The following is a 16996-nucleotide window of genomic DNA, read 5'->3' on the forward strand; positions in this document are numbered from 1 at the left end:
CACATCCAGCAAAAGAGTCCGGACGGTCGGATCGGGTTGTGTGCTTGTCACACCCCTGTCGGAAATCTCTCATCCGGCCCGCCGGTCAGTTAGCCACCGTGAATCGGGTTTGCCTCGAGTGAAGCAGGGGAAATCCACTTCGATGCAGGTGAGCGCCGGTTCTCGGGGTGCGAGGTGTGGCGCGGATGCGGGTCCTGGGCGCCCGTTCTCGCTGCTGGCACCCGGTGCCAAGGGGATCGATCGGACCGCGTTCGCTGCTTTACACTGGACAACGCGCACACGTGGAGGACTGATTGAAGAAGCCCAGCTAGACCCAGTTATTAGCATCACCTGAGTTGGTTGGGCCCAGGACCTGACTTATCGTTTGCTCTTACGCCGAACACAGAATGTTCGGCACCAGCGCCCGCTCGGGCTCGGAAATCCGGTGCCCAAGCGTAGCGGGCGCGCACCCGTGCGGAGGTAAGGAACACGTAAGCGTTCCGTTACCGACGAGCACCCCTACGTCATCGCAGCGGGTGGACAACTGGAGACGTGACTGCACGAAGAAGACCATCAGCGCGGCTGGTTTCGCAACGTACAGGCGCAGTCTTGACGGAGGCAATCGACGAAAGGCCCCTTTCCCATAGGCCGATTCATCGAGGCCGACTTTCTTGAAGGCAGAGGCATGACGCAACTTCCTGGCCACAGGTCCCCCGGACCCATCGGGCTCTATGACCCGGCGAACGAGCACGACGCCTGCGGTGTCGCATTCGTCGTCGACATGCACGGCCGCCGCAGCCGCGACATCGTCGACAAGGCTATTACGGCTCTGTTGAACCTGGAGCACCGCGGTGCCGCAGGTGCCGAACCCAATAGTGGTGACGGCGCCGGCATCCTGATCCAGATTCCGGACCGGTTCTTCCGTGCCGTGGTCGATTTCGAGTTGCCGCCGGAGGGTTCCTACGCCACCGGTATCGCCTTCCTGCCGCAGGCCCGCCGCGAGGCGACCAAGGCCGCCTACGGCCTGGAGCGCATCGTCGAATCCGAGGGCCTCGCCGTGCTCGGCTGGCGCGAGGTGCCCACCGACGAGTCCACCCTGGGTGCGCTGGCCCGCGACGCCATGCCGACCTTCCGCCAGATCTTCATCGGCTCGCCGAAGGGTTCGGCCGAGCAGCTGTCGGGCATGGATCTGGAGCGCCGGGCCTATGTCGTGCGCAAGCGCGTCGAGCACGAACTGGGCAAGGCCGGTGCGGGCGAGGGCGCGGTCGGCAAGGAGTCGGTGTACTTCCCGAGCCTGTCCGGTCAGACCTTCGTCTACAAGGGCATGTTCACCACCCCCCAGCTGCGCGCGTTCTACCTGGACCTGCAGGACGGCCGGATGGAGTCCGCCCTCGGCATCGTGCACTCCCGGTTCTCCACCAACACCTTCCCGTCGTGGCCGCTCGCGCATCCGTTCCGCCGGGTCGCGCACAACGGTGAGATCAACACCGTCACCGGTAACGAGAACTGGATGCGCGCCCGCGAGGCGCTGCTGCGCTCGGATGTCTTCGGCATCGACGAAGCGGGCAATAACCGCCTGCAGAAGATCTTCCCCGTCTGTACCCCGGGGGCGAGCGATACCGCGCGCTTCGACGAGGTGCTGGAACTGCTGCACCTCGGCGGCCGCAGCTTGCCCCACGCGGTGCTGATGATGATTCCCGAGGCCTGGGAACGCAACGAGAACATGGACCCGCAGCGGCGGGCGTTCTACCGCTACCACTCGATGCTGATGGAGCCGTGGGACGGCCCGGCATCGGTGTGCTTCTCCGACGGCACCGTGGTCGGCGCCGTCCTCGACCGCAACGGCCTGCGCCCTAGCCGCATCTGGGTCACCGATGACGGTCTGGTCGTCATGGCCTCCGAGGTCGGTGTCCTCGATATCGATCCGGCCAAGGTGGTCCAGAAGGTCCGGCTGCAGCCGGGCCGCATGTTCCTGGTCGACACCTCACAGGGCCGCATCGTGGGCGATGAGGAGCTCAAGAGCCAGCTGGCCGCCGAGCACCCCTACCAGGAATGGCTCGATGCCGGCGTGACCAAGCTGGCCGATCTGCCCGACCGCCCGCATGTGCACATGTCGCACGATCGCGTGCTGATCCGCCAGCAGATCTTCGGATATACCAATGAAGAGCTGAATCTACTGATCTCGCCGATGGCCAAGACCGGCGGTGAGGCGCTCGGCTCGATGGGCACCGACACCCCGATCGCGGTACTGTCCTCGCGCCCCCGGCTGCTCTTCGACTACTTCTCCCAGCTGTTCGCGCAGGTGACCAACCCGCCGCTGGACGCGATCCGCGAAGAAGTGGTGACCAGCCTGCGCCGGGCCCTCGGCCCGGAGGCCGATCTGCTGCATCCGGGACCTGAGTCCTGCCACCAGATCACCATCCCGCAGCCGATTCTGGACAACGACGAGCTGGCCAAGCTCATCCACATCAACGACGACGGCTCGCATCCGGAGCTGCGCTCGGTGGTCGTGCACGGTCTGTACCCGGTGAAGAAGGGTGGCAAGGGCCTGCGCAAGGCCCTCGAGGCCATCAACACCCAGGTCTCGGCCGCCATCGAGGGCGGAGCGCGGATCATCGTGCTGTCTGATCGCGAGTCCAATGAGAAGCTGGCGCCGATTCCGTCGCTGCTGCTGACCTCGTCGGTGCACCACCACCTGGTGCGCGAGCGCACCCGCACGATGGTCGGCGTGGTCGTCGAGGCCGGTGACGCCCGCGAGGTGCACCACATGGCCATGCTGGTCGGCTTCGGCGCGGCCGCGATCAACCCGTACATGGCCTTCGAAACCATCGAGGATCTGCTCGAGCGCGGGGGGCTCCAGCTGCCCGGCAGCACCGGCGACCTGCCCGCCGACTACCGCAAGGCGGTCGCGAACTACAACAAGGCCGCGAGCAAGGGCGTGCTCAAGGTGATGTCCAAGATGGGCATCTCCACCATCGCCTCCTACACCGGCGCGCAGCTGTTCCAGGTCATCGGCCTGTCGCAGGAACTGGTGGACGAGTACTTCACCGGCCTGCGTTCGCATCTGGACGGCATCGGCCTCGACGAGATCGCCGCCGATGTGGCAGCCCGGCACACCGTGGCGTTCCTGGAGAACCGCAACGAGCGCGCGCACCGCGAGCTCGAGGTGGGCGGTGAATACCAGTGGCGGCGCGAGGGTGAGTACCACCTGTTCAACCCGGACACCGTATTCAAGCTGCAGCACGCCACCCGCAGCGGGCAGTACTCGATCTTCAAGGAGTACACCAAGCTGGTCGACGATCAGTCCGAGCGGCTGGCCTCGCTGCGCGGCCTGTTCAAGTTCAGGACCGGTGAGCGCAAGCCGATTTCGATCGACGAGGTCGAACCGGCCAGCGCCATCGTCAAGCGGTTCTCTACCGGCGCGATGAGCTACGGCTCCATCTCCTCCGAGGCGCACGAGACCCTCGCGATCGCGATGAACCGCCTCGGCGGTCGCTCGAATTCCGGTGAGGGCGGCGAACATCCGGCCCGCTTCGAGGTCGAGGAGAACGGTGACTGGCGGCGTTCGGCGATCAAGCAGGTCGCCTCGGGTCGCTTCGGTGTCACCGCGCACTACCTGACCAACTGCACCGATATCCAGATCAAGATGGCCCAGGGCGCCAAGCCCGGTGAGGGCGGTCAGCTGCCCGCGCACAAGGTGTACCCGTGGGTCGCCGAGGTGCGGCACTCGACGCCGGGCGTCGGCCTGATCTCGCCGCCGCCGCACCACGACATCTACTCGATCGAGGATCTGGCGCAGCTGATCCACGACCTGAAGAACGCGAACCCGCAGGCGCGGATTCACGTGAAACTTGTTGCGGAGCCAGGTGTCGGCACGGTTGCGGCCGGTGTGTCGAAGGCACACGCGGACGTGGTGCTGATCTCCGGCCACGACGGTGGTACCGGCGCCTCGCCGCTGACCTCGCTCAAGCATGCGGGCGGTCCCTGGGAGCTCGGCCTGGCCGAGACCCAGCAGACGTTGCTGCTCAACGGACTTCGCGACCGCATCGTCGTGCAGGTCGACGGCCAGATGAAGACCGGCCGCGACGTGATGATCGCCGCACTGCTCGGCGCCGAGGAATTCGGTTTCGCCACTGCGCCTCTGGTGGTTTCGGGCTGCATCATGATGCGGGTCTGCCACCTCGACACCTGCCCCGTCGGTGTCGCGACGCAGAACCCGGTGCTGCGCGAACGCTTCACCGGCAAGCCGGAATTCGTCGAGAACTTCATGCTGTTCATCGCCGAAGAGGTACGGGAACTGCTGGCGGAGTTGGGCTTCCGCACCCTGGACGAGGCCATCGGCCGGGTCGATATGCTCGACACCTCCCAGGCCAAGGCGCACTGGAAGGCCAGCAAGCTGGACCTGTCGCCGATCCTCGACGATGTCGAGACGGCATTCATGCGCCAGGACCGGTACTGCACCAAGACCCAGGACCACGGCTTGGACCGGGCGCTGGACGTGCAGCTGATCGCGCAGAGCGCCGATGCGCTCGAGCGCGGCCAGGCGGTGAAGTTCGAAACCAAGATCACGAACGTGAACCGCACCGTCGGCACCATGCTCGGCCACGAGGTGACCAAGCTCTACGGTGGCGCGGGCCTGCCCGACGACACCATCGACATCACCTTCACCGGTTCCGCGGGCAACAGCTTCGGCGCCTTCGTGCCCGCGGGCATCACGCTGCGGGTGCAGGGCGACGCGAACGACTATGTGGGCAAGGGTCTTTCCGGCGGCCACCTGATCGTGCGCCCGTCGCTGAACGCACCGGCCGACTTCGTCGCGGAGCAGAACATCATCGCGGGCAACGTGATCCTGTTCGGCGCCACCAGCGGCCAGGCCTTCATCAACGGTGTGGTCGGCGAGCGGTTCGCCGTGCGCAACTCCGGCGCCACCGCGGTGGTCGAGGGCGTCGGTGACCACGGCTGTGAGTACATGACCGGTGGCCGGGTGGTCATCCTCGGTGAGACCGGCCGCAACTTCGGCGCCGGTATGTCCGGCGGTGTCGCCTTCGTATACGACCCGAACGGCACCTTCGAGGCAAAGCTCAACCCCGAGCAGGCCGACGCGGTCGAGCAGCTCGCCGGTGACGACTTCACCTGGCTGCGCGACACCGTCACCCAGCACCGCGATCAGACGGGTTCGGCTGTCGCCGAACGCATTCTGAGCGACTGGTCCCAGCAGGTGAACCACTTCGTGAAGGTTATGCCGCGCGAATACAAGAAGGTTTTGCTCGCGATTTCCGAAGCCGAGAAGAACGGCACGGACGTCGACGAGGCGATTATGGAGGCGGCACGTGGCTGACCAAAAAGTTCTAAAGATGACGTCGACGAGGCGCTGTGACCATTCAAGGCGGCACGTGGCTGACCAGAAAGTTCTGAAGATGACGTCGACGAGGCGCTGTGACTATTCGGGGGCGGCACGTGGCTGACCCGCAAGGATTTCTGAAGCACACCAAACGGGAACTGCCGACGCGTCGTCCGGTTCCGCTGCGCCTGATGGACTGGAAAGAGGTCTACGAGCAGGGTTTCTCGCACCAGACCCTGCAGACCCAGGCCAGCCGGTGTATGGACTGCGGTATTCCGTTCTGTCACAACGGCTGTCCGCTGGGCAACCTCATCCCGGAGTGGAACGACCTGGTTCACAAGGGCCAGTGGCGTGAGGGCATCGACCGGCTGCACGCGACCAACAACTTCCCGGAGTTCACCGGGCGGCTGTGCCCGGCGCCGTGCGAGGCGTCCTGTGTCCTTGGCATCAACCAGGATCCGGTGACGATCAAGCAGGTCGAGGTCGAGCTCATCGAGAACGCCTTCGACGAGGGCTGGGTGGCCCCGGTCTACCCGACCCGCCTCACCGGCAAGAGGGTCGCCGTGGTCGGTTCCGGCCCGGCCGGTCTGGCCGCCGCACAGCAGCTGACCAGGGCCGGTCACACCGTGACCGTCTTCGAGCGCGCCGACCGCATCGGTGGCTTGCTGCGCTACGGCATTCCGGAATTCAAGATGGAGAAGCGCTTCATCGACCGCAGGCTCGCGCAGATGGAAGCCGAGGGCACCATCTTCAAGACCGGGGTGAACGTCGGTGTCGACATCACCGCCGCGCAACTGCGCGAGCGGTTCGACGCGGTCGTGCTGGCCGGTGGCGCCACCCTGGCGCGTGACCTGCCGATCCCGGGCCGGGATCTGGACGGCATCCACCAGGCGATGGAATTCCTGCCGTGGGCCAACCGGGTGCAGCACGGCGACGATGTCACCGACGAGAACGGCCTGCCGCCGATCCACGCCAAGGACAAGAAGGTCGTCATCATCGGTGGCGGTGACACCGGCGCGGACTGCCTGGGCACCTCGCACCGTCAGGGCGCGGCCAGCATCCACCAGTTCGAGATCATGCCGCGGCCGCCGGAGGAGCGCGCCTCCTCCACTCCGTGGCCGACTTACCCGCTCATGTACCGGGTCTCCTCGGCGCACGAGGAGGGCGGCGAACGCGTGTTCTCGGTGAACACCGAGCGTTTCGTCGGCGCGGACGGCAAGGTCACCGCGCTGGAGGCGCACGAGGTCAAGATGGTCAACGGCCGCTTCGAGAAGGTCGAGGGCACCGACTTCACCCTGGAGGCCGATCTGGTGCTGCTCGCGATGGGCTTCACCGGACCCGAGAAGCCGGGCTTGCTCGAAGGTCTCGGCGTCGGCTACGACCAGCGCGGCAATGTCCAGCGCGACAAGAACTGGTCGACCAATGTCCCCGGCGTCTTCGTCGCCGGTGATATGGGCCGCGGCCAGTCGCTGATCGTCTGGGCCATCGCCGAGGGCCGCGCCGCCGCGTCTGCCGTAGACAAGTTCCTCGAGGGCGAGACCGCGCTGCCCGCGCCGATCCCGCCGACGGCAGTCGCGCAACGATAGAACCTCTCTTACCGGAGCGGAAAGGGCGCCTGTGGATCTCGAATCCACAGGCGCCCTTATCGTTTGCCCCGCGTACGTATTCGATCTTGGCGCGACACGCGGAAGGTCGCTGAGCGGAACCGTTTTCGACGGGCTCGCTGACGGGAATCGGACACGGTAACGAGTTCGAATGGCGCAGGTCGAGGCGTTGCCTTATTGTGATCTGCGGCGTGGTGCGTGATCTTGGGATGTGGGTTGCGACGTGTGTGTCATACCCGGTGGGTGACCGATACGCACTGGACCGACATCCGCCGAGGTCAGCACGGTTGGCAAAAGACTGTCGGAGCTAGCTCTCGCAAGGGGCGATGTTTTGAACTGGAGCGGTATGCGGTTGAAGAAGGTGGCCGCCGCACTCGGTGCGTGCGCGGCTGTAGCATCCGGCGTAGTCCTTGGTAGCGGTTCGGTAACGGCCGATCCGGGCTGCCCGAGCCTCTATGTGGTTGCGATTCCGGGTACTTGGGAGACCGGAAAGGACAAGACGCCGCAGCCCGGCATGCTGTCCGGCGTAACCAATGGCCTTGGCCGGTCGGTGGACGTCGATTACGTGACATATGCCGCGACCGCCTTCCCGTGGGAAGGCGATGTCTACGGCGCGTCCAAGAAGGAAGCGACCGATCGCGCCCGTGGCCTGGCCACCGCGATGGCGCAGAGCTGTGGCGGCACCAAGATCGCGATCGTCGGCTACAGCCAGGGTGCGGATGCGGCAGGCGACCTCGCCGCCGAAATCGGCACCGGCCTGAGCCCGATTCCGGCGGACCGGATCGCGGGTGTCGGCCTGATCTCCGATCCGCGCCGCTCGCCCACCGACATCCAGGTCGGTCCGGTCGCGCCGGGCGCGGGCGCCGGTGGCGCTCGGGTCGGCGGCTTCGGCTGGCTCAACGATCGCACCCGCACCATCTGCGCGCTCGACGATCTCTACTGCGCCACCGCCCCCGACGATTTCGTGACCCGGTTCGCCGGCTTCCTCGCGCAGACCTCGGAGGCGAATCCGGCCAACCTCTGGCGCTACCAGCTCGAAGCGGGCGCCATCATGAACGACCTGATGAACCTCGGCGGCATCCCGACGCTGCAGTCGCAGCTCACCGAGTCCGCCAACCAGCAGCGGGCGAAGGATCTGGAGCGGTTCTACAACTCGCACGCGCATACGCTTTACGGCAGCTACCCGGTGGGCGGCGGTCAGACCGCCATCTCCTGGATGCACAACTGGATCGCGGGCATGGCCTGATTTCATAGCCACATAGCGAAGGCCACCTCTCCTCCGGATGGAGAGGTGGCCTTTCGCTTTCTACGACCGTGATCAGCCCGCGGAGCCGGTCGGCGGCGGGAACTGCTGGAAGGGGGCAACGCCGGGGGCGCCATTATTGTCCGGTCCCGGGATCCAACCGCCCGGACCGTGGTCACCATCACCGTGATGATGGTGGTGATGACGGTCTATATCGGTGCCTTGCAGCGGAATCTGGTTCGATACGGACTGAGCGGATGCATCGGGCTCGGCCGCGGAGGCCGTGACGGCGAGTGCGCTGAGGGGCACGGCGACCAATGCGGCGGCGATGACAACCCGGGCGACGTTACGCCTTGTCTTGGAGAGCAAAACGGTTCCTTTCTCGCGGATGGTGAGTCGCTGGTATGGCGGCTCACCGGTCCCATCGAAGGCTCCGTCACTGGGATTGAGGTGCGATCATTCTGGCAGTCGACTGTGAATGATCGAGTCTGGTAACAACCATCAAGTTTGCTGTGAAATATTGCGCGGCAACAGATCCCACACGTGGCCGTTCTCATTGATGGTCGCCGCGGTCCGGCGGCCGCTGCGGGAGAACAGGATCCGGGTGATCGAGCAATAGTCGATCGGGAAGGTCAGCGGCCGGGCCAGGCCGAGCACCTCCTGCAGGAACACGTTGATCACCCCGCCGTGCGCGAAGACGAGCACCGTATCGGCCGGATCGGTGTGCGCGGCGATCGAAGTGATGGCATCGCGCACCCGGGTGATGAAGGCTGTCGCGTCGATCTGTTCGGGCAGATGCCCGGACTTGATCCGGTCGTAGACGGCCGCGAATTCGACCTTGGCATCCTCGATCGGAATGTAGGAGGCCAGGTCGCGATCGTATTCGGCCAGATCGTCGATCACATCCACCGCAAGCCCGAGTTTCGCCGCGGTCGGCTCGGCCGTCTCCCGCGCCCGCAGCTGCGGACTGCTCACGATCCGGCTGATCCGATGCTGACTCAATGCCGCAGGCACCCGTTCGGCCTGCTCCACCCCGACCGGCGCCAATCCGGGATCGGCCGGTCCACCGGAGGTCTGCACCCGCAACGGCTGAGCATGACGAACGAATATGAACTGCACCCAGCCCACTCTGCCGTATCCGGACTCCGCATCGATATCAGGGTGAACCAGTGCCGCGCCGAAGATCGCTGCCCTGCGCGCGGCATCCATCCTGTTGGGTGTGGCCGATTGAATCGGGTTGTACCGGCTCGGGTGCCATACTCGCTGCTGTGACCAGCGAGCCCTTTCCACAGTGGTTGCGACCACCGCCCGGGGGATTTACCGCCGAGGACTTGGACCGGTTGCCAGAGTTGCCACCGCACTCGCAGTTGATCGACGGAAGTCTCGTCGTCGCGGCCCGACAGACCGAGTTCCATATGTTGGCCGTTTCACTGCTGGAGATGTCTTTGCGCGGCCTGGCACCCGCACATCTGAGGGTTCGACGGCAAATGACAGTGACGCTGGGACGTGACCAGCGACCAGAACCTGACATCATCGCAGTACATGCCGACCGCGATGGTGGTCCGGAGCTGACGACATACCAGGGCCGATGACGTCGTGCTCGCCATCGAGGTTGTGTCGGTGGAATCTCGCACTCGTGATCGCGAACGCAAGCCCCAGCTGTATGCCCGGGCAGGCATCACCCACTTCTGGCGTGTCGAGAATGTCGACGGGCGTCCGGTGGTCTATGTCTACGAACTCGATCCCGCCACAAAAGCGTACGCGCTCACGGGGATCCATCACGAGCGGCTGCATTCGAGTGTTCCGTTCGACATCGACATCGATCTGACCGAAGTCGATCGGATGTAGATTCGCCGCGACTATTTTCAGGGATTCGCGGTGCACTCCGGGGGCAGCTCGAAGAAGCTGACGAATTGTTCGACGGCAGCGGGCGGCCCACTGATCTTGGTTTCGCCGGAGGCCAAGCTTTCGGCCAGCGGTCGGCCGTGGAAGGCGACGGCGATGAAGACCGGGACCGTGGTGTGGATGGCGACGGTTGCGGCACCGGTCGCGCCACGGCTGATGCCCAGAGTGTCGTCGGCGATGACCGCGTGGAATTCGTCTGTGCCGGAATCGGATCCGGTGAAGTACAAGTCGTAGTCGGCGTGCACACCTGCGGCCCGGGCGGGTTGGAAGAAGGTGCGCAGGGTGACTATCAGCGAATCGGTGGACATGTCGGAGCAGCTGTAGCTGTTGGGGGTGCGGGCGCCCCAGCGGTTGAGCGCGACGATCACGTCGTCGAGTTCGCGACCCCATTCGGTGAGGTCGTAGACGGCGGCGCCGACCGGCGGCGGCAGCTTGCGCTTGTGTACGACGCCGATCTGGACGAGTTCCTCGAGCCGCTGCGACAGCACATTGGGACTGATGCCGGGCAGTCCGGCGCGCAGATCGGTGAAGCGCTTGGGGCCCAGGAGTAGTTCGCGCACCACGAGCAGGGTCCAGCGCTCGCCGACGAGGTCGAGCGCGCGGGCGGCACCGCAGGCATCGTGGTAGCTGCGCTTGGCGCGCTGCTCCGGGGCAACAGTCATGAGCTACAGCATATCAGCCGATTCTTCAACTGAATTAATTAGTTGTCTTTTAGGACTAACCATTGCTAGCGTGCCACAGTAACGATCTTCGGGTGGAAGGCGTCTGTGGTGACGGAAGCAAAAGAACGACATAGACAGGTCGGGGACACCCCGGCCGGTTCGGACAGCAAGCGCTGGCTCGCCCTCTATGTGTTGTGCGGCGGCATGCTGATGATCGTGCTCGATGCGACGATCGTGAATGTCGCGCTCGCGGATATCCAGACCGACCTGGGCTTCACCGCATCGGGTCTGGCCTGGGTGGTGAACGGATATCTGATCTCCTTCGGCGGCCTGCTCATGCTGGCCGGCCGACTCGGTGACCTGATCGGTCGCCGCACTATGTTCCTGTCCGGTCTGGTGGTCTTCACCCTGGCCTCGGCGCTGTGTGGTGCGGCCGTCAACGAGGTGACCCTCATCGCGGCCCGCTTCCTGCAGGGCATCGGCGGCGCCATGACCTCGGCGGTCATCCTCGGCATGATCTTCGCGATGTTCCCGGATCCGCGCGAGCAGGCCAAGGCGATCGGTCGCTACGCCTTCGTCGCGTCGGCCGGTGGTGCGATCGGCCTGCTGCTCGGCGGTTTCCTGACCGCCCTGGACTGGCGGCTGATCTTCCTGGTCAACCTGCCGATCGGCATTGCGGTCGGCCTCGGCGCGCTGAAGATCCTGGACAAGGACAAGGGCGCCGGACTGAAGGACGGCGCGGATGTGCCCGGCGCCGTGCTGATCACGGCGGCGCTGATGCTCGGCGTCTACACGATCGTCAAGCCGGCGGCGGAATACGGCTGGACCGATCCGGTCACGCTCGGGCTCGGCGCGGCCGCGCTGGTGCTGCTCGGCGGATTCATCGCGCGGGAGGCGACGGCGGCCACCCCGCTGATGCCGCTGAAGATCTTCCGCTCGCGGAATCTGTCCGGCGCCAATGTGATCCAGGTGCTGACCGTGGCGGGCATGTTCGGCATGTTCTTCATGGGTTCGCTCTACCTGAAGCAGGTGCTCGGCTATTCGCCGATCCAGCTCGGCACGGCCTTCTTCCCGGTCGCCGCGATCATGGGTCTGCTGTCGGTGCGCTACTCCGAACATCTGGTGATGCGCTTCGGCGCCCGCACGGTGCTGATTCCCGGTCTGCTGCTGATCCTCGTGGCGCTGCTCTGGCTGACCCAGGCGCCGGTGGACGGCAGTTACTGGATCGACATCTTCGGCCCGATGGTGTTGTTCGGTACCGGTGCGGGTCTGGCCTTCCCATCGCTGATGAATTTGGCGATGTCGGGGGTCGAGCCGCAGGAGGCCGGGCTGGCCTCGGGTCTGGCCAACACCACCATGCAGGTCGGTGGCGCGCTCGGTCTGGCGGTGCTGGCCACACTGTCGGCGAGCAAGACCGAACATCTGCTGAAGGACGGTGTCGCGGCAAATGTGGCGCTCACCAACGGATTCCACCTGGCGTTCTGGATCGGCGCCGCTCTGGTGGTCGCCGCGCTGGTCGCGGCGGCGGTGGTGCTGAAGTCGGTGCAGGCACAGCCGCACGACGAACTCGATGACGAGCTTTTGCTCGAGGCCGAGGTGGCCTCCGAACGCACCGTCATCTAGTCCGAAATACCGAAACGGCCCGGTTCGCGATGCGAGCCGGGCCGTTTCGTGGATTTACTGCTGCTTCTTGCGCTGGGTCAGCAGGTAGATGCCGCCGACGATCAGGGCGACGACGACCAGGCAGCAGATGCCGCCGATGATCAGCCCACTGCTGCTCTTCTTCTTTTTCTTGGCCGCGAACTCCATTGCCGATGCGACGGTGTCGGAGTTGGTCCAGGTGTCCGCGCTCGCCCACACCTGCGGGTCCAGCAGAGCGGTGTTGGTCAGCAGGTCTAGATACATATGCATCCCCATGGTCGAAGGTACCGGCCTCCTCCCGGGGCCGAATCATCAAGGGTAGCGGGCAAATACGGCATATGGAACTTTTCCGGATTGCAATCTTTCATATTGAGATACTCGGCGGTGAGATACTCAGCGCGGCTTGACCAACGGGAACGGCAGCGTCTCGCGGATGCTGCGGCCGGTGATCAACATGACGATGCGGTCCACGCCCATGCCCAATCCGCCGGTCGGCGGCATCGCATGCTCGAGCGCCTGCAGGAAGTCCTCGTCCAGCTCCATCGCTTCCGGATCGCCGTTTGCCGCGAGCATCGACTGTTCGGTGAGCCTGCGGCGCTGCTCGATCGGATCGGTGAGTTCGCTGTAGGCCGTACCCAATTCGACGCCCCAGGCGACCAGATCCCAGCGCTCGGTGACGCCGGGGATGTCGCGGTGCGCGCGGGTCAGCGGGGAGACCGAGGTGGGGAAGTCGATGTAGAAAGTCGGCTGCTCGGTATGGGATTCGACCAGATGCTCGTACATTTCCTGCACGACCTGCCCGGCATCCCAGCCGTGCTGATAGGGCACCTCCGCCTTATCACAGAGTTCGCGCAACTCGTCGAGGGTGGTCTGCGGGGTGATCTCGGTGCCGAGTGCCTCCGATACCGCGCCGTGCACGGTCTTCACCGTCCACTCCCCGGAGATGTCCACTTCTTCGAAGGAGCCGTCCGGTTTGGGTCGCAGCGCCACCATCGAACCATTGGCGGCCTGCGCGGCGTTCTGGATGAGCTGGCGGGCCAGCTGCATCATCCGCTCGTAATCGGCATGTGCCTCATAGGCTTCCAGGCTGGTGAACTCCGGATTGTGGCTGAAGTCCACACCCTCGTTGCGGAAGTTGCGCCCGATTTCGAAGACCTTCTCCATACCGCCGACGCACAGCCGCTTGAGATACAGCTCGGGCGCGATCCGCAGATACAGATCCAGATCGTAGGCATTGATATGGGTCAGGAACGGTGTCGCATTGGCCCCGCCGTGCACCTTCTGCAGTATCGGGGTCTCCACCTCGAGATATCCCCAGGCGTTCAACGAATCCCGCAGCGAGCGCACCACCGCGGTCCGCTTGCTCAGCACCTCGCGGACCTCGGGATTGATCGCCATATCGACGTAGCGCTGACGCACCCTGGCCTCGGGATCGGCCAGGCCCTTCCACTTGTCCGGCAGCGGATGCAGGCATTTGCCGATCATCCGCCAGTCCGCGGCCAGCAGTGAGAGTTCGCCGCGCCGGCTGTGCCCGATCTGGCCGCTGACCTCGATGAGGTCACCGAGGTCGAAGAATTCGCCGAATTCGGCGCTGCGTCCGGCGCCGACCCGATCGCGGTCGATCACCAGCTGGAGATCGTCGGTCCAGTCCCGGACCACCGCGAAGATCACACCGCCGTAATCGCGGATGCGCAGCAGTCGGCCGCAGACCCGCACCGTGGTGCCGCGCGGTGAACGACGCGCTGCCGCAACGGTATGCGTCGGGGGATAGGCGACCGGATAGGCGTCGACGCCTGCGGACGCGAGCCGGTCGAGCTTGTCCATGCGCACCCGCACCTGCTCCGGGCGGCGGGGAAGCTGTTCCACACCGACGTTGTCCGGCAGATCCGGCGGACTGCCGTCGGCGTGCAGGCCGGTGATGCCCGCGGGTACCGCACTGTGCAGACCGGTGTGGGTGATGGTCTCGGGTTCCTTGCCGAAGCGCGGTAGGAAGCCCTCGGCGAGCGCACTGGCGATGGCCACCCGAGGTAGTTGCCTGCGCTCCTCGAACAGGAAGAACCGGGGCACCCAGTGCGGCTGATACTTCACATTCGAGCGGTACAGCGCCTCCAACTGCCACCAGCGCGAAAAGAACAGCAGCACACCGCGCCACAGCCGCAGCACGGGTCCGGCGCCGATGCGTCCGCCCTCTTCGAAGACGGAGCGGAATACCGCGAAGTTCAGCGAAACCTTGGTGATGCCGTGCTGTTCGGAGGTCAGCGCGAGCTGGGAGATCATCAGCTCCATGACACCGTTGGGGCCGTGTGGATCTCGACGCATCAGTTCGAGTGACGCACCGGTGCGTCCCCACGGCACCAGCGACAGCATGCCGAGCACCCGCTCCCGCGAATCGACCGCCTCGACCAGCAGGCAGTCCCCGTCCAGCCGATCGCCGAGGCGGCCGAGCGCCATGGAGAAGCCGCGCTCGGTTTCGGTATCGCGCCAGGCATCGGCACGGGCGATCACCTGCCGGAATTCCTCGGCCGGAACATCGCGGTGGCGGCGGATCCGCACGGTGATCCCGTGCTTGCGCAACCGGTTCGCCGCCTGGCGGACCTGCTTCATCTCCGGGCCCGCGAGCGAGAAGGTCCTGGTGTCGAGAATGGCCTCGTCGCCGAGGCGCAGCGCCGAAAGTCCGGCTCGCCGGTACGCCGTCGCACCGAGTTCGCTCGCGCCCATGACCGCTGGCGCCCAACCGAATTCGTCGGCCAGCTGCAGCCACGCATCGATCGCCTGTGGCCAGGCCTCGCGAGTGCCGATCGGATCGCCACTGGCGAGGCAGACGCCCAATTCGACGCGATAGGTCAGCGCCGCCTTGCCGCTCGGTGCGAAGACCACCGCCTTATCGCGCCGAGTCGCGAAGTAGCCGAGCGAATCCTCGATATCGGAGCGTTCCAGCAGACCGCGGATCGCGGATTCGTCGGTGCCGGTCATCGCATTGCCCGCACGTTGCGAACGCAGCAGGATGACCACCGCGGCCAGCAGCGCGATGGCGCCGAAGAGGCCGAGCAGGAAGTTGACGAACGGGCGCGGATGGCCGTCGAAATGTTCGTTGTCGACCAAGACCGCGGCCGTCACCCGATAGACCGACCACAGCGGCCGCTGCACGCCACGGGGCAGCGAACCGGGGAGCAGCTCCACCAGACCCCAGCCGAGCAGACAGCCGACCGCGAGACCGCCGGCCAGTACGCCCAACGCCTTCCAGCCCGCCCCCGGGCGCACCTTGGTGTAGAACTCCCGCCAGGACGCGAGCAGCACGCCGATCGCGGCGAGTTGCACCACCGCTGCCACCAGCGCGTGCATATTGCTCTCGTCGGCGAATTCGAGCACATTCGCCAGCGCGTAGAGCGCGATATAGCCGAGCAGCAACCACCAGGCGATTCGCTTGCGGCTCGCCGTCGCCCCCGCGAGCAGACCGACCACCAGCGCCCACACGAGGCTGGTATCCGGTGCGTCGAAGTAGTACAGGTCGATGTAGCGACGCGGTACATGCGTCAGATATCGCAGTCCGGGCGAGAGGCTCCACAGGAAGCACAGCACGGCAAACACGCCAAGGAGCAGACCCGCGATATGCGGGACTTCGCGCAACCGTCCGTGTCCGCGATGTGGAACCGGTGGTGCCGATCTTTCCGAGGGTGCTTCGGTGTCGATGTGTTGCCCGGCGTGCGTGGTTGTCACAGCACCAGTGTGTACGGTGCCGCGGTAGTGGTGCCCGAAGGCCACCCGGGCATGTCGGTTATCGGCGCGTCATCCATGTGTGTCGGTCGCATGCCTGGGGGTTGGATTTCCGGTTCGACGGCCACGGAGTAAGGATGTATCCCATGTCCGATGCAGTCGATGTGCCGATCGATGACGACGTCATTCGACTCGGTCAGTTCCTCAAGCTGGCCAATCTGATCGATTCCGGATCGGAGGCCAAGACCGTGATCGCCGCGGGTCTGGTACGGGTGAACGAGGAGGTGGAACTGCGTCGCGGACGGCAATTGCATGTCGGCGACATTGTGGCCATCGCCGGTCACCGGGCCAGGGTGGCGGCGGTCTAGTCGCTCAGTCTTCGGCACGGACCACGATGCCGTCGTGGTCGCTGTAGAGCATTTGGCCGGGCACGAAGGTGATGCCGCCGAATTCCACCGGGATATCGCGGTCGCCCGAGCCGGTCTGGGTGCTTTTGCGCGGGTTGGTACCCAGCGCCTTGATGCCGATATCGAGCGTGCGCAGGATGGCCGAGTCGCGCACCGCACCGTTGACGATGACACCGGACCAGCCGTTGGCCACACCGCGTCCGGCGATAATGTCGCCGACCAATGCGGTGTGCACGCTGGCGCCGCCGTCGACGACGAGCACGCCGCCGTTGCCCGGCTCGCCCAGCGTTTGCTTGACCAGCAGGTTGTCCTGGAAGCAGCGGATCGTGGTGATGCGCCCGGAGAACTCCGCGCGCCCGCCGAACTGGATGAACTGCGTATCGCAGCTACGGATTTCGGGGCCGATCTCGTCGGCGAGGTCCGCGGTGGCAACAATATTCTGCGATTCCGTCACGGGTGTCAGCTTAGAGTTCGGGCCGCGACCCACTCCGAACGGACCA

12 protein-coding genes and 1 pseudogene are annotated in these 16996 nt (G+C 65.4%); 7 read left to right on the forward strand and 6 right to left on the reverse strand.

The annotated features are described in order from the left end of the window. Nucleotides 1-664: 664 nt before the first annotated feature. The 3 genes from gltB (at nt 665) to ACZ60G_RS22420 (ending at nt 8170) form a co-directional block, all read left to right on the forward strand. Complete coding sequence (gene gltB / locus ACZ60G_RS22410) at nt 665-5317, forward strand: glutamate synthase large subunit (protein WP_465811964.1); 4653 nt, start codon at nt 665-667, stop codon at nt 5315-5317. Between the two features lie 119 nt (nt 5318-5436). Then, nucleotides 5437-6906 (forward strand): glutamate synthase subunit beta, encoded by a 1470-nt coding sequence (locus tag ACZ60G_RS22415; RefSeq protein ID WP_465811965.1) that lies wholly within the window; start codon nt 5437-5439, stop codon nt 6904-6906. Nucleotides 6907-7270: 364 nt separating this feature from the next. Further along, nucleotides 7271-8170 (forward strand): cutinase family protein, encoded by a 900-nt coding sequence (locus ACZ60G_RS22420; protein ID WP_465811966.1) that lies wholly within the window; start codon nt 7271-7273, stop codon nt 8168-8170. A 72-nt stretch (nt 8171-8242) separates the two neighbouring features. Here ACZ60G_RS22420 and ACZ60G_RS22425 read toward each other — a convergent pair whose 3' ends face one another. Together ACZ60G_RS22425 and ACZ60G_RS22430 are read right to left on the reverse strand one after the other, a co-directional pair. Further along, nucleotides 8243-8536, reverse strand: coding sequence for a hypothetical protein (locus ACZ60G_RS22425; RefSeq protein ID WP_465811967.1), 294 nt, complete (start codon nt 8534-8536; stop codon nt 8243-8245). Between the two features lie 132 nt (nt 8537-8668). Then, nucleotides 8669-9286 (reverse strand): histidine phosphatase family protein, encoded by a 618-nt coding sequence (locus tag ACZ60G_RS22430; RefSeq protein WP_465812153.1) that lies wholly within the window; start codon nt 9284-9286, stop codon nt 8669-8671. 149 nt (nt 9287-9435) lie between these two features. Between ACZ60G_RS22430 and ACZ60G_RS22435 the strand changes: the two genes are divergently transcribed. Next, nucleotides 9436-9759: a Uma2 family endonuclease gene (locus ACZ60G_RS22435; RefSeq protein ID WP_465811968.1), complete on the forward strand. Its 324-nt coding sequence runs from the start codon at nt 9436-9438 to the stop codon at nt 9757-9759. 1 nt (nt 9760) lies between these two features. Then, nucleotides 9761-10015: pseudogene (locus ACZ60G_RS22440) on the forward strand (Uma2 family endonuclease); the annotation flags it as partial. 17 nt (nt 10016-10032) lie between these two features. Here ACZ60G_RS22440 and ACZ60G_RS22445 read toward each other — a convergent pair. Then, nucleotides 10033-10734: a winged helix-turn-helix transcriptional regulator gene (locus tag ACZ60G_RS22445; RefSeq protein ID WP_465811969.1), complete on the reverse strand. Its 702-nt coding sequence runs from the start codon at nt 10732-10734 to the stop codon at nt 10033-10035. Between the two features lie 108 nt (nt 10735-10842). Between ACZ60G_RS22445 and ACZ60G_RS22450 the strand changes: the two genes are divergently transcribed. Beyond that, on the forward strand, nt 10843-12357 hold the full coding sequence (locus ACZ60G_RS22450; protein ID WP_465811970.1) for an MFS transporter: 1515 nt from the start codon (nt 10843-10845) through the stop codon (nt 12355-12357). Between the two features lie 54 nt (nt 12358-12411). Here ACZ60G_RS22450 and ACZ60G_RS22455 read toward each other — a convergent pair whose 3' ends face one another. Both ACZ60G_RS22455 and lysX read right to left on the reverse strand, forming a co-directional pair. Further along, nucleotides 12412-12645: a hypothetical protein gene (locus ACZ60G_RS22455; RefSeq protein WP_465811971.1), complete on the reverse strand. Its 234-nt coding sequence runs from the start codon at nt 12643-12645 to the stop codon at nt 12412-12414. A 123-nt stretch (nt 12646-12768) separates the two neighbouring features. Then, entirely contained in the window at nt 12769-16092 is a 3324-nt protein-coding gene (lysX, locus tag ACZ60G_RS22460; protein ID WP_465811972.1) for a bifunctional lysylphosphatidylglycerol synthetase/lysine--tRNA ligase LysX, read from the reverse strand. A gap of 143 nt (nt 16093-16235) precedes the next feature. On the opposite strand from lysX, the gene ACZ60G_RS22465 reads away from it, so the two are divergent. Further along, nucleotides 16236-16457: an RNA-binding S4 domain-containing protein gene (locus ACZ60G_RS22465; RefSeq protein ID WP_040685709.1), complete on the forward strand. Its 222-nt coding sequence runs from the start codon at nt 16236-16238 to the stop codon at nt 16455-16457. Between the two features lie 4 nt (nt 16458-16461). On the opposite strand, the gene rraA is transcribed toward ACZ60G_RS22465, so the two are convergent. Beyond that, nucleotides 16462-16950, reverse strand: coding sequence for a ribonuclease E activity regulator RraA (gene rraA / locus ACZ60G_RS22470; protein ID WP_465811973.1), 489 nt, complete (start codon nt 16948-16950; stop codon nt 16462-16464). Nucleotides 16951-16996 lie beyond the last annotated feature (46 nt).

The organism is Nocardia sp. NPDC102475 (genome assembly GCF_055584605.1).

What these genes read in the sequence shown, in the direction of transcription:
- ACZ60G_RS22420 (WP_465811966.1), top strand. Translation starts at nt 7,271, where the DNA reads ATGCGGTTGAAGAAGGTGGCCGCCGCACTCGGTGCGTGCGCGGCTGTA.
- ACZ60G_RS22455 (WP_465811971.1), bottom strand. Translation starts at nt 12,645, where the DNA reads ATGCATATGTATCTAGACCTGCTGACCAACACCGCTCTGCTGGACCCG.
- gltB (WP_465811964.1), top strand. Translation starts at nt 665, where the DNA reads ATGACGCAACTTCCTGGCCACAGGTCCCCCGGACCCATCGGGCTCTAT.
- ACZ60G_RS22465 (WP_040685709.1), top strand. Translation starts at nt 16,236, where the DNA reads ATGTCCGATGCAGTCGATGTGCCGATCGATGACGACGTCATTCGACTC.
- ACZ60G_RS22445 (WP_465811969.1), bottom strand. Translation starts at nt 10,734, where the DNA reads ATGACTGTTGCCCCGGAGCAGCGCGCCAAGCGCAGCTACCACGATGCC.